This window comes from Brevibacillus sp. DP1.3A (assembly GCF_013284245.2).
GTDB lineage: Bacteria > Bacillota > Bacilli > Brevibacillales > Brevibacillaceae > Brevibacillus.
In genome coordinates this window covers 6,363,428-6,380,121 of the sequence record NZ_CP085876.1, presented here as the reverse complement: position 1 = coordinate 6,380,121, position 16,694 = coordinate 6,363,428, and the positions used below count along the sequence as shown (strand labels likewise).

At 44.4% G+C, this 16,694-nt stretch carries 16 protein-coding genes and 1 pseudogene; 10 read left to right on the top strand and 7 right to left on the bottom strand.

The window, feature by feature from the left end; genetic code table 11:
- The first annotated feature begins 16 nt into the window (after positions 1–16).
- From HP399_RS29535 to HP399_RS29520, 4 genes are all read left to right on the top strand, one after another.
- Positions 17–1,087: an LLM class flavin-dependent oxidoreductase gene (locus HP399_RS29535; RefSeq protein WP_173621135.1), complete on the top strand. Its 1,071-nt coding sequence runs from the start codon at positions 17–19 to the stop codon at positions 1,085–1,087.
- A gap of 13 nt (positions 1,088–1,100) precedes the next feature.
- Complete coding sequence (locus tag HP399_RS29530) at positions 1,101–2,042, top strand: alpha/beta hydrolase (protein WP_173621133.1); 942 nt, start codon at positions 1,101–1,103, stop codon at positions 2,040–2,042.
- Positions 2,043–2,365: 323 nt separating this feature from the next.
- On the top strand, positions 2,366–3,742 hold the full coding sequence (locus HP399_RS29525) for an amino acid permease (protein ID WP_173621132.1): 1,377 nt from the start codon (positions 2,366–2,368) through the stop codon (positions 3,740–3,742).
- A 190-nt stretch (positions 3,743–3,932) separates the two neighbouring features.
- Positions 3,933–4,457: a DUF420 domain-containing protein gene (locus tag HP399_RS29520; protein ID WP_173621131.1), complete on the top strand. Its 525-nt coding sequence runs from the start codon at positions 3,933–3,935 to the stop codon at positions 4,455–4,457.
- A 56-nt stretch (positions 4,458–4,513) separates the two neighbouring features.
- Here the strand turns inward: HP399_RS29520 and HP399_RS29515 are convergent, their stop codons facing one another.
- From HP399_RS29515 to mphJ, 3 genes are all read right to left on the bottom strand, one after another.
- Complete coding sequence (locus HP399_RS29515) at positions 4,514–5,023, bottom strand: PepSY-associated TM helix domain-containing protein (protein WP_173621130.1); 510 nt, start codon at positions 5,021–5,023, stop codon at positions 4,514–4,516.
- A gap of 116 nt (positions 5,024–5,139) precedes the next feature.
- Complete coding sequence (locus HP399_RS29510; RefSeq protein ID WP_228088410.1) at positions 5,140–5,460, bottom strand: hypothetical protein; 321 nt, start codon at positions 5,458–5,460, stop codon at positions 5,140–5,142.
- Positions 5,461–5,602: 142 nt separating this feature from the next.
- On the bottom strand, positions 5,603–6,526 hold the full coding sequence (gene mphJ / locus HP399_RS29505; protein ID WP_173621128.1) for a macrolide 2'-phosphotransferase MphJ: 924 nt from the start codon (positions 6,524–6,526) through the stop codon (positions 5,603–5,605).
- A 225-nt stretch (positions 6,527–6,751) separates the two neighbouring features.
- On the opposite strand from mphJ, the gene HP399_RS29500 reads away from it, so the two are divergent.
- Positions 6,752–7,513 carry an exodeoxyribonuclease III gene (locus HP399_RS29500; RefSeq protein ID WP_173621143.1) on the top strand — a complete coding sequence of 254 codons (762 nt, stop codon included), beginning with the start codon at positions 6,752–6,754 and terminating at the stop codon, positions 7,511–7,513.
- Positions 7,514–7,684: 171 nt separating this feature from the next.
- Positions 7,685–9,022 (top strand): annotated as a pseudogene (locus HP399_RS29495) (hemolysin family protein).
- A gap of 94 nt (positions 9,023–9,116) precedes the next feature.
- On the opposite strand, the gene HP399_RS29490 reads toward HP399_RS29495, so the two are convergent.
- Both HP399_RS29490 and HP399_RS29485 read right to left on the bottom strand, forming a co-directional pair.
- Positions 9,117–9,668: a dihydrofolate reductase family protein gene (locus HP399_RS29490; RefSeq protein WP_173621126.1), complete on the bottom strand. Its 552-nt coding sequence runs from the start codon at positions 9,666–9,668 to the stop codon at positions 9,117–9,119.
- Positions 9,669–9,850: 182 nt separating this feature from the next.
- Complete coding sequence (locus HP399_RS29485) at positions 9,851–11,128, bottom strand: hypothetical protein (RefSeq protein WP_173621125.1); 1,278 nt, start codon at positions 11,126–11,128, stop codon at positions 9,851–9,853.
- A gap of 298 nt (positions 11,129–11,426) precedes the next feature.
- On the opposite strand from HP399_RS29485, the gene HP399_RS29480 reads away from it, so the two are divergent.
- Positions 11,427–13,031 carry a HEAT repeat domain-containing protein gene (locus tag HP399_RS29480; protein ID WP_173621123.1) on the top strand — a complete coding sequence of 535 codons (1,605 nt, stop codon included), beginning with the start codon at positions 11,427–11,429 and terminating at the stop codon, positions 13,029–13,031.
- 40 nt (positions 13,032–13,071) lie between these two features.
- On the opposite strand, the gene HP399_RS29475 is transcribed toward HP399_RS29480, so the two are convergent.
- Entirely contained in the window at positions 13,072–14,082 is a 1,011-nt protein-coding gene (locus HP399_RS29475) for an alpha/beta fold hydrolase (protein ID WP_173621122.1), read from the bottom strand.
- Between the two features lie 71 nt (positions 14,083–14,153).
- Here HP399_RS29475 and HP399_RS29470 point away from each other — a divergent pair, with 71 nt between their 5' ends.
- The 3 genes from HP399_RS29470 (at position 14,154) to HP399_RS29460 (ending at position 16,294) form a co-directional block, all read left to right on the top strand.
- Positions 14,154–14,984, top strand: a complete 831-nt coding sequence (locus tag HP399_RS29470) for a MerR family transcriptional regulator (protein WP_173621121.1) — start codon at positions 14,154–14,156, stop codon at positions 14,982–14,984.
- A 137-nt stretch (positions 14,985–15,121) separates the two neighbouring features.
- Positions 15,122–15,901 carry a cyclase family protein gene (locus HP399_RS29465; RefSeq protein WP_173621120.1) on the top strand — a complete coding sequence of 260 codons (780 nt, stop codon included), beginning with the start codon at positions 15,122–15,124 and terminating at the stop codon, positions 15,899–15,901.
- A gap of 3 nt (positions 15,902–15,904) precedes the next feature.
- On the top strand, positions 15,905–16,294 hold the full coding sequence (locus HP399_RS29460) for a hypothetical protein (RefSeq protein WP_173621118.1): 390 nt from the start codon (positions 15,905–15,907) through the stop codon (positions 16,292–16,294).
- Here the strand turns inward: HP399_RS29460 and HP399_RS29455 are convergent.
- Positions 16,287–16,637 carry a metal-binding protein gene (locus tag HP399_RS29455; RefSeq protein ID WP_370642584.1) on the bottom strand — a complete coding sequence of 117 codons (351 nt, stop codon included), beginning with the start codon at positions 16,635–16,637 and terminating at the stop codon, positions 16,287–16,289. The two genes, HP399_RS29460 and HP399_RS29455, sit on opposite strands and share 8 nt — an antisense overlap.
- Positions 16,638–16,694 lie beyond the last annotated feature (57 nt).

The window sequence follows — 16,694 nt, the reverse complement described above, 5'->3', positions numbered from 1 at the left end:
AAAGGAGAGATGGTCTGTGGAGATTGGTATTACGTCGTTTGTGGAAACGACGCCGGATGTTCAGACAGGTGAAGTGATAAGCCACGCACAGCGATTGCGTGAAGTTGTCGAGGAAATCGTCCTCGCTGATCAGGTTGGGCTTGATGTATTTGGCATAGGTGAACATCATCGCAAGGATTATGCAGCTTCTTCTCCAGCAATGGTGCTGTCTGCGGCAGCGTCACTGACAAAAAGGATTCGGCTGACGAGTGCAGTGACAGTGCTTTCGTCGGCTGATCCAGTGCGTGTTTTTCAAGATTTTGCGACACTGGATGGCATTTCGAATGGACGGGCAGAGATTATGGCGGGACGCGGTTCCTTTATCGAGTCGTTTCCCCTGTTCGGCTATGACTTGAATGACTATGAAGAGCTGTTTGAAGAACATTTGGAACTGCTCCTGAAAATACAGGCGTCCGAAAAAGTAACCTGGAGGGGCGGTCATCGGCCAGCTATTCATAATTTGGGCGTGTATCCACGGCCTGTTCAGAATCCTTTACCCATATGGATTGGTAGCGGAGGCAATCAGGAATCTGTTGTTCGTGCAGGTCTGCTGGGATTGCCATTAATGCTAGCGATCATTGGTGGAAGTCCGCGGCAGTTTGCACCACTTGTGCAGCTTTACAAGAAGGTGGCCATGCACGCTGGTCATGACGTATCGCGATTAACGGTTGGGTCTCATTCACTTGGATTTGTTGCAGAAGATACGGAACTGGCGGCAGATACATTTTTTCCTTCTACACAAGCAGGAATGAACAAAATCGGAAGGGAGCGGGGCTGGGCGTATTATAACCGTGCTAGCTTCGATGCCGCACGCAGCTTCGAAGGGGCATTGTATGTGGGTGATCCAGAGACGGTGGCCCAAAAGATCATCCACCTTCGCAAAACAGTAGGCATGACACGCTTCATGATGTATGTGCCGATATCGACAATGCCGCATGATCAGGTAATGAGAGCCATTGAGCTGCTAGGAACAGAGGTAGCGCCTCGGGTGCGAGAGGAAATAACCAAGTGGGAAGCAGAGTCACAGCAAGAATCAACATTTGCTTAATGGAGGGATTCACGTGGATTTTCATCGTCGAGTACTGCCGGAATTAAGGCAAACATTAGCGCAATTCCCTGGTTTTCAACTCGAAGAAAATTTGGAGTCGAGCAGGGCCATGCTGAGAAATCCGCCTATTGTGAAGTCAGAGCACGTACGTACCACAAGTCGAATGATTCCGGGCGCAGCAGGAGAGATGCTAGCTAAAATATACGAGCCCGTCCAGCGAACAGGTAGTAAGCTTCCGGCCATGCTGTGGATTCATGGAGGAGGCTATGTGATGGGGCACCCTGATATGGATGACGCTCTATGCGAACGCTTCGTACAAGCGGCTAATTGTGTCGTCGTATCGGTCGATTATCGTCTGGCTCCCGAACACCCCTATCCAGCTGCCATCCATGATTGTTACGCCGGTTTAACGTGGATGACAGACGAAGCTGAGTCACTCGGCATCGATTTGGATCGGGTTGCGATTGCTGGTGCAAGCGGGGGAGGGGGGCTGACCGCAGCACTTGCCTTAATGGCTCGCGACAAAGGTGGACCATCCCTTATTTTCCAAATGCCGTTGTATCCAATGATCGACAACCGTAATCGTACAGCGTCGAGCTATGAAATTGAGGCTGAAAATGCAACCTGGAACCGAACAAACAATTTGGCTGCGTGGAGTATGTACCTGGGCGAAGGTGCCGACGACAGTCAGCTATCCGCATATGCGGTGCCATCGAGAGCAGAAAACTTGGCGGGGCTGCCACCGACTTATACGTGCGTAGGACAGCTCGATTTGTTCCGAGATGAGACGATCGAATATGTGACGCGGCTTGCACAAGCAGGGGTAGACGTAGAATTTCATCTGTATCCCGGATGCTACCACTGTTTTGAAGTGTTTGTCCCCGAAGCGGAAGTGAGCCAGCGTGCCGGCCAAAGCTATGTAGATGCGATGGCAAGAGCGCTTAATCCTAAATAATCAATGAGACAAAAAGCACAACAACTGATCGAGGGAGATCTCGGCGATTGTTGTGCTTTTCTATCATGTAACCTAGTTTAGAAGAAAATGTTTTTTCAGTAATATATATTTGGTTATATTTTTCTTGAACATATCGATTTACAAATTGTTTATAAAGTGAATATAATAATTAACGTTAGTGAAATTTATTTTACAAATAAACAAACAATTCGGAAGTGAAGCACAACGCAAGAAAAAGGAATAATCTTACTAACGATTAGGAATGCTTTTTATGATGGCTTTCCTAAAATACCGCCAACAGCAGAGAGGAAGAAGAAGCTTACGTGGAAAACAAAGAACTGAAGAGAGGCCTGGAAGCCCGTCATATTCAGATGATTGCTCTGGGCGGTACGATCGGTGTTGGGCTATTTATGGGGTCTGCCAGCACGATTAAATGGACAGGACCATCTGTCATGCTAGCTTATGCAATTGTAGGAATTTTTATTTTTTTCATCATGCGTGCAATGGGTGAAATGTTGTATATGGAACCGAGTACGGGTTCATTCGCGACCTTTGGGCATAAGTATATCCACCCGTTAGCAGGATATATGACGGCTTGGAGTAACTGGTTCCAGTGGGTCATTGTCGGGATGGCAGAGATCATCGCCGTCGGACAGTATATGCAGTATTGGTTTCCGGATTTACCGCCTTGGATTCCAGGCATTATTGCCATGGTGATTCTCGGTGCAGCAAACTTGGTCTCGGTAAAATCATTTGGTGAATTTGAGTTTTGGTTTGCCATGATCAAGATTGTAACGATCGTTTTGATGATTATTGCAGGGTTTGGATTGATTTTCTTTGGCATTGGAAATGGTGGAAACGCAATCGGATTATCGAATCTGTGGGAGAATGGCGGATTCTTTACGGGCGGTTGGACAGGCTTTTTCTTTGCCCTTTCCTTGGTGATTGGGGCGTATCAAGGTGTCGAGCTCATCGGGATTACCGCAGGGGAAGCAAAAGACCCGAAAAAAACATTAACGAGTGCGATCCAAAGCATTATCTGGCGTATTTTGATTTTCTATATCGGTGCGATCTTTGTTATTGTAACCGTTTACCCTTGGGATCAATTGCAGGCAATCGGCAGTCCGTTCGTTGCTACTTTTGCGAAGATTGGTATTACCGCAGCTGCAGGTATCATTAACTTTGTTGTGATCACTGCTGCTATGTCTGGCTGTAATAGTGGGATTTATAGTGCAGGGCGTATGCTGTATACCTTAGGCGTTAATGGCCAAGCGCCGAAAGTTTTTACGAAGCTGTCTTCGAATGGTGTGCCGTTGTTAGGTACGATTGGTGTGCTGATCGGTCTGGGTATTGGCGTTATCTTAAGCTATATCGCCCCAGAAAATCTCTTCGTGTATGTGTACAGTGCGAGTGTGTTGCCTGGTATGGTACCGTGGTTTGTCATTTTGATCAGTCAAATCAGTTTCCGAAAAGCAAAAGGTGCTGAGATGGACAACCATCCATTCAAAATGCCTTTTGCCCCAGTGAGCAACTATTTGACCATTGCTTTTCTCATCATGGTACTCATCGGTATGTGGATCAATGATGACACACGTGTTTCCCTAATTGCCGGGATTGTCTTCTTGGCGATTGTGGTCATCAGCTTTTTTGCACTAGGAGTTAGCAAGGCCGTACCACTGGACGAGCAATCAAACAAGTAGTAACGAAAGGGACCAACATTTGTTGGTCCTTTTTTTGTTCATCAAATCGCCTTTGTACGGCATACCTACTTCGTTTATCATTAGGATGACTGGACTGGTTAACCGTCTTCAGCTGCCAATGTCCGGGCTCGTCAATGGGTAGACTAAAGCGGGATACTCATTCATGATCTGAGAAAAAAGGAGCATAAGAATGAAACAACGCAACTATACACCGATTATCGTTATTCTCACCATAGCGATTAACACGCTTGTCGCCATCTTGTACTTCATGCCGAAGAACAATGATTTCAGCCATCTCGACCTGACGTTTCTGCCGTTTTTTAATGCGGTCATGAACAGTTTTACCTTTATATTTTTGATTGCCGCGCTTGTTTCCATCGTGAAGTACAAAAACATGAAGATGCATCGAGGATATATTTTTGCAGCCTTCTCCACAACAGCTCTCTTCTTGGTTTCGTATGTGATCTACCACGGAATGGCACCTAGCACTTCCTTCGGGGGAGAGGGAATTGTGCGTCCGATCTATTACTTCATCTTGATTACACATATTTTGTTGTCGGCGATTATCGTTCCATTTGCGCTGATTACGACTGCACGTGGACTCAACATGAAAGTGGAAAAACATAAAAAAATCGCCCGCTGGACGATGCCGATGTGGCTGTATGTCAGTGCGACGGGCGTTATTGTTTACATCATGATTTCTCCGTACTATTAATCAAAAAAAGAGCATTAGCTGCTATAGCTAACGCTCTTTTTTTATGGACGAAGCCTTTATATTTTCTTTTCACGTTTCTTAAACCAGCGTTTGGGCAGGAAATAAATAAGCCCGGATACGACAAGAAAAGCGGTTAAGATGGAGATAATCTCTAACACAGTCACATAATTGAGGTCTTCCCATTCGCCCACATGCAATCCGTAGAAGAAATCTAAAATGGGATCTTGTTTCAAGGCTGTGATGTGCCCTTCGGAAGAAACAGTCAGCCGCAGAATTGGTTCTCTGCTAACGTACACTTTGAAAGAGTCACCTGATTTTGCGATCGATCTGATTTCATCCCAAGTATATTCCCCAGTTTCTACTAACTTCTCACCCACATAGGAAATAGTTAGCTTTTCTGGTTGGGCAGGTACCTCGATCATTGTCGTTTTCAAGTCTGTGGCTTTTTCCTGATACCAAGGGACATTTAACAGGAGAAAACCAGTAATGGCCCACATCAGTAAGAAAAGGCTAACGATGAGTCCGATGTAACGGTGGAAGTTACGGTTCCACTTCTTAAAAAGCATGCAGGGTTACTCCTCTCGATGACGTTCTTGATGATTATATAAACTTTGGTGATAAAAGGAGATGGCTCACATGAGCTATTTTACTTGAACAATTCGTGAACCAGAACGTAGTGCTATTACCAATCCCAGTGGCTTTGTTTGACTCCGAGATTTACGGCGAGTACAGAAGCAATCGGTTGCTTTTTGGGGGCAAGTGAATTTGCCGTGCAGCTGGATTCTGGCTGATAATTCAATTCCTGCGCTTTTTGAATATCAGCTTCGGCTAGATTGTTGGTTTTGTTTGCTTGCTCATAACAGGGAGGTGAAATATACGTCTTGTTTGTGTGCTCCAATATGATTCGTGTATCGGGTGAGGGGCCAGCCTCAACAGGAATGGAAAGCACGCCTGCTACTACGACAACAGCACCAATGCCAATAAGAAGTCCTCGCTTCATCATATTCACTCCATCTATTTAGTAAAGGATTGTCCAAATGAGCCGATTTATTGTAACACCTTATTTCCAAGTCAGTAATGGCTCATTGTAGCTATTTACTTAGAAAAACCACCGCCTCCAAACGGGGACGGTGGTTGGTTATCCATTAAGAGATCTCTTTGCCGTTTTCGTCGACACCTAGAGCTTGTCGTGCCATGATCTTGAACTCTTCCAGCCCTGATTTCAACGCGAAGGTGGCAAGGATGACGGGATACGCTGATGTCATTTCTGCAATATGCTCATGCATACGCGGCCATACACGGCCTCCTGCTTTCTCATACCGCTGGATGAAATCGACCAAGCCAGTATCTCCGAACAATAGGTAAAAGACCGTGAAATCAATAGCAGGGTCAGCGACCTCGGCCTCTGTCCAATCCAGGAGCCCCGTTACCTTTCCGTTTTCAGCAACCAGGATATGCCCCGGATGGAGGTCACCATGCACAAGAGCAGAGTGAGCAGGCCAGAATGTGTCATCCGCAAGCCATTTTTGCCATCGATCCCATAGCGCCCCAGAAACGCCAAAGACGCGTTTGACTTCATTCATCTTTTCTCGAAGGCTTGCTCGTGCTTCGCTAGGCTGCTTGACGCGGACACCAGCATCGCGAGCAAGATCATGATGAATACCGTGTAATTCCACCAATGCTTCCGCCCACGTTTGTATGCACAGTTCAGGTAGAGATTCAGGGTTCAAATACCACTCATAATTTTTTGTTTCCATATTGATCGTCGCCATCGGTGTGCCACCAAGGATTGGATAAGCGATGAATTCAGAAGTGTGAACCTGCCAGTTCGGTACTTCGACACGTAGATGTTTGGCAACGAGATCTAACACCTTTTTCTCATAACGAGCTGTCTCCACGACATCGTCCCGGCGCGGTTGGCGTAATACCCATGGAACGCCATCTATCGTACTTGCAAAAATCGCAAGGAAATCTAAGCCGGATTCATTCACCTTCACGGTAGTTGGGTCTACAAGGATTCCGTTATTTTTCGCGAGTGCAAGCATTTGCTCTACATTGTTTTTTGACATAACAAAAACACCTCATTCATGAATAGTTAGAATCAATCAAACACAAATAAACCCATCCCATTCCGTTTTTGAAAATGGTTGAGCCAACATGGGGTCTTGTCGATTTTAACGAAGTCTCATGAATGCGATGCCCATTGCAATGTCCATCATCGTAACCTCCTATAATTGAAAACAAAGATAGTGTACCATGGAATCTAACGAATAGCGACGAGGAGATAAGCGATGATGAAATTGATTTCTTGGAATGTAAATGGACTTCGCGCATGTGTAAACAAAGGATTCTACGATTACTTCAAAGAGGCGAATGCCGATATATTTTGCTTGCAGGAAACGAAGCTGCAAGAAGGTCAAATCGAGATGGAGATCGGGAAGGAGTATCATCAATATTGGAACTACGCAGAGAAAAAGGGTTATTCCGGAACGGCGATTTTTACAAGAATGGAACCACTATCTGTGCGTTACGGCTTGGAAGAAGACCATGAGCCTGAGGGACGCATCATTACATTGGAGTTCCATGATTTCTACTTGGTAACGGTATATACCCCGAATGCGAAGCGCGATTTGTCGAGATTGGATTATCGGTTGGAATGGGAGGATCGGTTTCGGAACTACTTATTGCAGCTAGATGCGAAGAAGCCCGTACTGGTTTGTGGGGATCTGAATGTCGCCCATCAAGAGATTGATTTGAAAAATGCGAAGTCCAATCGCAATAATTCTGGCTTTACTCCTGAAGAGCGTGAGAAGATGACGAGTTTGCTGGCAGCTGGGTTTGTGGATACCTATCGATATTTTTATCCGGATCAGACAGATGCATATACGTGGTGGTCTTTCATGCCGAAGGTAAGAGAACGGAATATCGGGTGGCGTATTGATTATTTTCTCACGTCTGAGCGATTGGCTCCGTCGTTGCTCGGGGCGGGAATTGACTCACAGGTGATGGGAAGCGATCATTGTCCGGTCGTGTTGGAATTGGGGAAAATCGAATAAAGAGCAAGAGGAAGGGAAGGATATGGGTGAGTGACCTGAAATAGCAAAACTGCCTATAATCAAACAATTAAGACGAAATTGGATATAAGCGAACGTTGATGTGAAGGAGCTGAGTTTCGTACAATGAAAACGTAAGACTTCTAATGAAGAGGGGATAGGATATTGCTAACCATGAATTTGTTACTAATTGCTTTTCTGATTGTTGCTACTGCTTTTTTTGTGGCAACTGAATTCGCAATTGTAAAGCTTCGCCCAAGCCGTGTAGACCAACTGGTCATGGAAGGGAGAAGGAATGCTCTTGCTGTTCAGAAAGTAGTTAGTAACCTGGATGGATAGTAGTTAGTAACCTGGATGGATATTTGTCAGCGTGTCAGTTGGGGATTACGTTGACAGCCATTGGCTTGGGGGTATTGGGGAAACCGACGATTGAAAGTATCATTAGCCCAATTCTTACGCCTTATTTACCCGAACAAGTCGTTGCAGTTCTGTCGTTTGTGATTGCTTACTCACTCACTCGTTACGTTTCTACATGTGGTTGTCGGGGAACTGGCACCGAAAACAGTGGCGATCCAAAAGGCAGAAGCGGTTAGCTTACTGTGTGCGAAACCTATTATTTGGTTCTATAAATTGATGTACCCTGCAATCTGGGTGTTGAATGGCTCTGCTGCTCTGCTTGTGCGTTCATTTGGTATGAAACCGACCAAGGAGCACGAAGAAAGTCACTCAGAAGAAGAGCTGCGAATCATTCTGACGGAAAGCTATGAGAGTGGCAAAATTAATCAGTCTGAGTACGGATACGTCAGCAATATCTTTGCTTTTGATGAGATGCTGGCCCGCGAGATTATGGTTCCACGAACAGATATGAGCTGCTTGCACAAGGAATATACCCTTGAGCAAAACCTGCGAATCATGAAAGAAGAGCAATATACCCGTTTCCCGGTTATTTCGCAAAATAAAGATCATATTATCGGGATGATTAACACGAAAGAGTTCTTTCTGAATTATGCAGATGATCCGAATTTGGATATGTCCAAGCTCATCCGACCGTTTTTGACGGTTTCAGAGGCTACTCCTGTAAAAGACCTTTTGAAAAAGATGCAGAAACAAAGAACGCATATCGCCATCCTGATTGACGAGTATGGCGGTACCTCCGGAATGGTTACGATCGAAGATATTTTGGAGGAAATTGTAGGTGAAATCCGTGATGAATTCGACGCGGAGGAAAAAGCCGAGATCGAAATCGTAGAAGAGAACAGCCATGTGATTGTAGACGGAAAGGTACTTCTCTCTGAGGTTAACGACTTGCTTAACGCTAATATTAATGAAGAAGAACTCGATACCATCGGGGGTTGGTTATACAGTCAAAACTCGACGCTCAAAGAAGGTATCCAATGGCAATCCGATGATCTCGTCTTTACGATTAGAAAGAAAGACAAGCATCGCATACGGAAAATTGAAATTCAAAAAGCAGCAGAAGTTCTAACTCGTGAGCTGCAGGACGTAACGTAATCAAAAGATGGGGGATTCCCCATCTTTTTTCTATATGACAGAAGGTAAAGAAACGGGTCGAATAAAGCGGTCCCGTTTCTCTTATTAAGCGAGATTATATATAAACAATGTTGTAAGTAGGCTTCGTTACGCCGTTCGCGTACTGTTTCATGTCTACTAACTCGAGTTTGAGACGTGGCTTCGCACTTCCAAATAGAGGGATACCTTCACCGACCATCACCGGATTCACTTTCAGCACTAATTGATCAATCAGTTGATGTGCCAGTAACGCTCCTGCCAATTCACCGCCTCCACATAGCCACAGCTTGCCGTTTTCTTGCTGTTTAAGATTTTTGATAAATTCGACGGCATCGCCTTTGACCAGCTCGACTTCTGCATTGGACTCGAACTGCATGGAGTTTGAGAAAATATAATGCTTGATCCCCTTATAGCCTGGTTCGCCCGGCTTGGCACCGAATTTAAACCCAAACTCGTACGTTTTGGCGCCCATCAGCACAGCATCATATTCCTGAATTTCAGATAAAAAGTCCGGTACATGTTCTCCCTCAAATAAAAAGAGAGTGCTTTCAATATTTCCATCCATAATTCCTTGATCGGCAATGAAATTGTCTAACGATACGGCAACATGATACGTTAAAGTAGCCATTTAGAACTTCCTCCTTTTTTATACTTACAATTTACGGGAAATATGATGGGATTTGTACATGAAAACTGTGTGACAGGGTGGATTGACAGGATGTAGGGCATCATTTATCTCGATTCTTAAGTTAGCTTAATTATTGGTGGTGGTTAAATAGAAGACGGCAATTTTTACTAGGCGTTTAGTAGTTACCAACTGTCCTTATTAAATAAACTTCTAATGTTTCGCCCCATATAATCACTGTTCATATGTAAAATCCTCGAAGCAGAATCGACGTATTGTAGAAGTGCGAACTGTGCTTCAAGCGAATTAACAATTGCTTCAAGGATTAGTTCATACATAAATTCCTCATCTTTACGTAATGCTTCTATTAATTCATTTTCTTTGTAGTTTTCTATATTTGTTATGTAAAGTATGTTTTGAGGCTTAGCTTGATATAAGATTTCAAGCCCTTTGGGTGTAAAAAAATAAGTTTCCAACCGATTTAAAGAACCTCTATAAGGTCTAAGTAGGTGATAACCTCGGAGGAGGGATGAAAAGTGTATAAAATATCTCATTTCTTGACCATAGTAGAGTGCTCGATTTGATTGGAATTTGCTATTAATAGTCTGTAAACCTTCTGTATTATGCAGCTCCATCATATACCGATCAATATTGTAGATTGATTTTTTATAATATTTATTTAATAAAGGCTGAAGATTAATATTGTCTTCGTAGGTTCTATGCACCCATGCTCTCGCCAGACCTCTCCGATTTAACATTACGTAATCCAAATTGTCAAAAGCAATGGGGAGGCTAGTAGCTATTCCGTATACAATTTCTCGGTGCTCATTTATGACCTCCTCTAATTTTTTTCTATTAGCAGAAGCAACGGCTCTACGAATGAAGCCTTTTGTTCCATTCAAGTAGATAAAGATAAATATCATGCCAAGCACAGCAAGCAGAGCGGGCATTTTAGATATGTATTCGTTCCAAACTACATCTAACCTAGTGTTACTAATGAAATTCAGTGTATCCTGCCAAATGAGGGTTAAAGAAATGTTCCAAATTATACAGGTGGTAATAACTGCTGATGAAAAAGTAACAACGTTAAAAAGTAGTGTTTTCACGTTGTAATAAATAATGTCCCAAGTAGATTGAGCTAGATATGTACCTGTCTGACTATCAAAATTGTACTTTTTTTGGAAGTAGATGCGCGATTGAAATACCTTAAGTATATTCTTAAAAACAGCATGATAGAATTTTATAAGCCAAATTAGTTCCTTAAGTAATCCCCAATCGGCTAATTTTTTTGTTGAAATTTTATATGCGACTTCAGATAAATCCCCAAAGTGACTCCAAAGCTTGACCCACCATAATCTAAGAAGGTAAATAAATAGTGTATAAAAAAAGAAGATTTCTAAATAAGCTGGCCATTCAACCCACTGTCTTATCCACTGTTCACTTGTTGATATTATTTCAAACACTTGTTCCCATCCATATTTTGTAAAAAGAACGGCACAAAAAACGATAGATACAAGAATATAAGCAAACGATTTTAATAAATCTATTTTATTGAAAGTGTTATACAGAAAGTAACCATAGTTAACTCCTGTTTTAGTTTAGGTTTATTAACTTATATTACCATATTGAATCCGGATTAGATAAAACTTTAAATATACATCCGGTCGAGTCAATAAAAAACTATACAATTGAGTATTTATTGACGTTCGAATTTTTATAACCTAGTGATCTTGGATGATTTTGTACCATAGGAGGATCGACATGAAACAAATGACGCCGGAAGAACAAGGGCTACTTGAGGAATTGTATAGATCGGACGAAAGAAAAGTAGAAATTCTCCACTCCTTGGGCAAGTTGGGGAGCATGATCACTCTGACCTTTCTATTACCATTTGCCTCGGAAAAAAGAGAAGAAGTACGAATGGCAGCACTTGCGGCTGTCCATCAAATAACCTCGCGTCTGCGTAAACCAGATTTAATTGGCTTGGATCAATACATACGGAGATTGACTCCTTATTCAAATAGAAACCAGTTGGCAGCGTGGCATGAGTTGTCGCCGGAGGATATCCGGAACTTTTCGATAAACGACGAGTCAGACCTTTGTTTCATCGGGATATGTAGCTTCCATCGAAACGGATATGTAAGGGAAGCGGCGATTGAAGTGTTGTTAAAACAGGTTACGGGTGCGGAGATTCCCTTTTTGCTGATCCGTTTGAATGATTGGCAGCCTAAAATTCGTTATCTGGCGTTTAAGGCATGTAAGGTGAGATTCCGTCCAGATTATGTGAAACACTTTCTCGAATCCATTTTCTTGTTGAAGCATTTGTCCGCATACTATAACCGTGAAAAGTTCTCTGATTTCCTAGAGGAGATCGACGCAATGTTTCGTCATCCAAATAATCGGGATGTGTTACGCAGTGGGTTTCACTCAAAAGACCCGGTTGTTCGGCGATTTTGCTTTGATTTGGCAATCAACCTACATGATATCGATCCAGATGAGGTCATTGCAGAGGCTTTGATTCAGAAGGATGCCTTGATCAGGCTCCAGACGGTTAGACATATGTGCAAACAGGACGAAAATGATCGCCTGCGAAAATGGCTCGGTCGAATCCGACGTGACGTTTTTCCTTCTATTCGCCAACTAGCTCTACAAGCTTATGTGGATCGCTTTCCTGAGGAATCGACGGATGCGTTACTTGCTGCTCTGCTTGATGGGCATAAATCCATCCGCGAAATGGCTCGATTTTATTTGAGGGACAAAAAGATCGATTTCGCTGCCTTCTATCGAGAAAAATTGGGTGGTACCGAGGAGCAGGTGATACCCATTGCGATTGTGGGAGTAGGGGAAACGGGTGTGAAAGCAGATGATCAATGGATTCTCCCATTTTTGCGGCATGAAAATGAACGAATACAAAGAGTAGCCGTGAAGGCACTCGCTATGCTGAATCCGGAAGATCACATCGAAGTTTTTATCCGCGCGCTACAAACCAATAAACGAAGCGCATCCCGTGAAGTAAGACAAATTCTAGCGGATAGGGTAGAGCTTCGTCATGCGGACATGCTCTGGGAGATGCTCGAAAAAGATGTAGGCCTTCACGTGAAGAAAAACATTCTCTTCTTATTTTCGAAGATGAACAAGGCAGACAGTATTTCATTATTATTACGGGCATGTGCTGTGCAGGAAAAAGAAATACGCGAGGATGCAATCCTGTATGTCGTGCATTGGCTGTATGGATATAATAGAAGGTTCTATCTGCGATTAAAGGATGAACAGTGTGAAAAGATTAGCCATATTCTTGATGAGGTTCGAGAGTTCCTGCCGGAGGATATAACTGAATCCGTCGAGTCACTCCTTGCGAAAAAATAAGGAAGGGGCACCTTTATAGGTGTCCCTCTACTTCGTATTTTCAGTTTGTCCCCAACTGTTCTTTTAAGGTGTTATCAATAAACGCAGTATCGACAGGGTTAAGTCCAAACCCAGCCAAGTGTCCCCAGATTGATTCAATCGGCTTAAAGGTAGCGTTAGGGATGTGCTTCGTCTCATATTCACTGTCTTCTGGCGTGAAATACAAATCAGTCCGTACAGGCATCACAACCGTTCGTGCCTGAATGCTTCGTAACGCAGCTTCAAAGTCTCCCTTGTATCTATCATTTTGGCTAATGTCGGCATGCTGCCACGTCCACATCATCGACAGCAAATCGTTTGCATCTGACGGAACAAAGCTCTCCTCCCAAAATCCCGAGATAAATTCGGAAAGTGTCTCATAGCCCAAAGCTTTATAGCATGCCTCGCGGTAAAATGGCTGTGAAAACCCCCAACTTGCATAAACGCGCCCCAAGGTACGTAAGCCAACCTCGGGAGATGCTGTATACTGCCCGTTATTCCAAGCTACATCGGCCTGTAATGCTGCTCGAATCCCTTCGATCAAGACGATGTTATGCGGCCATGTTTTTGCGGTTCCGGCAAAAGGAGCCAATCGTTCGACCATATCTGGGTAGCTCGCCGCCCAATGAAAAGCCTGGATGGCCCCCATCGACCAGCCGGTTGCCAGCGCAATTTTTTTGATGCCAAACCTCTCCGTAATGAGACGATGCTGAAGTGCGACATTATCGTAGATCGTAACGTGTGGAAAATTGGCCTGATCATACGGGCTGGCTGTATTGCTCGGGGAGGACGATAGCCCGTTGCCGAGCATGTTGGGAATGATGATAAAATATTGATTCGGATTCAAAGCCTTATCTTCCCCGATGAGCCATTCGTTTTGGTAATGCTGGTCTCCAAACGATGTAGGAAATATAATGACGTTATCCTTGGCTGCGTTGAGCGTGCCATACGTTTTGTAAGCAATAAATGCATGTGGCAGTGTCACTCCGGACTGCAAGCGAACATCTCCCAAGTGAAAAATGTCGTAATCCATCTCACATTGCTCCTTTGTAAGCATGATTTTTTTCAACTATAAACGTTCCCGTACAGGGGAAAGTCAAGGGAATGACAGATTGGGGTTTTTCCATGTTTAAGATCAGTGAATTTTCCCGATTGAGCAGAGTGTCCTTAAAGACGCTTCGTTTTTATGATCAAATTGGCATTTTGAAGCCAGCGGATATCGACAAAGAGACGGGCTATCGGTTTTATGCAGCAGAGCAATTGGTTACGCTCAATCGAATTCTCATGTACAAGGACTTGGGATTTACGTTGCAGCAAATTCAGCAATTGCTTCATGAAGAGATGTCCCTGGAACAACTCCAAGGCATATTCAGGCAAAAAGAAAGGGAAATGGAACAGCTACTTGAGGAGGAGCAAGCACGATTGAATCGAATCAAGGAGCGTCTGCTATGGATCGAGCAAAAGGGGTACGTAGAACAAGAGGTTGTTTTTAAACGAGTCGAAGCCCAAAAAGTTGTCTCGTTTCGTGCGGAAGGTACAGTGGAAGAGATTCCGATGCTTTTCGATCGGTTGGCTCATTATGCAGGTAAGCAGCAGAGAGGGATGCTTTCTCCTATCGTTTTGTGGAAGGAGTCGGAGAGAGACGAGACGGCATTCGAAATGGAGATCGGCTATGTACTCAAACAGGACATTCCCTTGCCATCCGCATCCGACATGCTGGACATACGTACGCTGCCAGAGGAGCCGATGATGGCCACCCTGGTCCAACGTGTAGAGCCATTCGTTCCTTCTACGGCCTGTATTGACTTGGCAAGATGGATAGAGCGCAATCAATACCGTATTAAAAAAGATCAGCCAGGCAGAGAAAACTATCTGCAAACCCCGCATGGGGGCGATACGTATGTAGAAGTACAAATTCCCATAGAATCCCCATGAAGAAGGCCAGTACCTGTATAGACGACGAGGTACTGGCCTTTTGCTTGTGTTCATTTGACGCTGGTGGAAGGCAGGTAGTACAGTGGAGTTGACAAAAAATACAGAAAATTACAAAGCGGAAAGAAGGGAATCCTGCTATGAATAGAAAAGCGCGTCGGTTCATTGATCTGAGTGTGCCTCTTGATCGTCTGGCAAAAGAACCGTTTCCACCTGAGATTCAATACAATAGTCATGAAGAAGGGGCTGTCCAAGCTGCCCAGTATTTCGGTTTGCAACCAACGGATTTTCCCGAACAGAAGGCTTGGGCGAGTGAAACGGTGACACTCACGACACATACAGGGACACATGTAGATGCGCCTTGGCATTACTGGCCTACTTCAGAGGGAGAGCCGGCGAAAACGATTGATCAGTTACCGTTGGAGTGGTTCTACGGAGATGGTGTCCTGCTTGACTTTAGTGAAAAGCCGTCTGGCTATGAGATCACGGTGAATGACGTAACACAGAAACTCGCCCAAATCGAATACGAACTGAAACCGTTCGATATTGTCCTGATCAGGACGGACGCGGATAAAAGATACTATGAAGAGCACTATTTTCAATCACATGCTGGAGTATCCGCCGAAGCGACACATTGGCTGATCGATCAAGGAATCAAGGTCATGGGAACCGATGGGTGGGGATGGGATATTCCGTTTTCCGTTCAAGCCGCTGATTATAAACAAAATCCGCGCGATGGCGTTTTATGGGCGGCTCACTATGTGGGAAAAGAGAAAGAGTATTGCCAAATTGAAAAGCTGGCGAATTTGGAGCAATTGCCGAGGCCCTACGGGTTTACCGTTTCTGTGTTCCCTGTAAAAGTGAAAGGAGCGAGCGCGGGATGGGCGCGTCCTGTTGCGATTTTTGAGGAAGAGGAGTAGGACATGAATAAGAGAGCGAAAGCACTGTTCCTCGTATTCTTCTTGGGCTTTTGTTTCATCATATTCACGTATGTTTCTCTGATCTGGTATCCTGCATTACCATTCGAATCCAAGTCCAAAAGAGAAGTGACGGAGCTATTGGGCGAAAACACAGGAAGCATCGTCAAATTGACGACGGAGGGAAACGTCGATTGGTATGGGTATGGGCCGCAAGCGAATCAAGCATCAGCGGCAGAAGCGATGAAACGAACGGTGACAGAAAAAGGCTGGACCTTTATCCAGCAAGAAGGGGCGGGATACTTTTTTGAACGGGGGAAAGAGAAGATGATTATCACGTCACAAATGTGGACGGGCAACTATGTACTCTTTCGAATCCCCGCAGGTGTTATATAGGAAGATCAGGAGGCAAAATGAACGGAATGGCAGGGATCATTGACCTACGCACGCATCGCTTTCCACAACAAATATTTCTCTCGTAAACAAACGCACAAGGCCGATACCCCGCAGCAATAGCGATAGCTTCATCCGCAAAAAATACGCGATGGCGCACATAACCGCCTCGCGTAATGGCTCTGATGGCAGAGGGACAATCCAGCCGGCCATATATTTTGCGTGGCTGGTACCCTCCTAATGTACCCGGAGTATTACTTTGATAAAACGAGCGATCAGCTCCGAGCAACGTATATGTTTTAGCAGAGTCAGCATCTTGAGGTGCTGGCTTTTTTGGCGTAGGCATATGGCTCCCCCTCTATTGGTACGTGTGTCGGGTTCACTCCAACAGGAGGAAGCCACA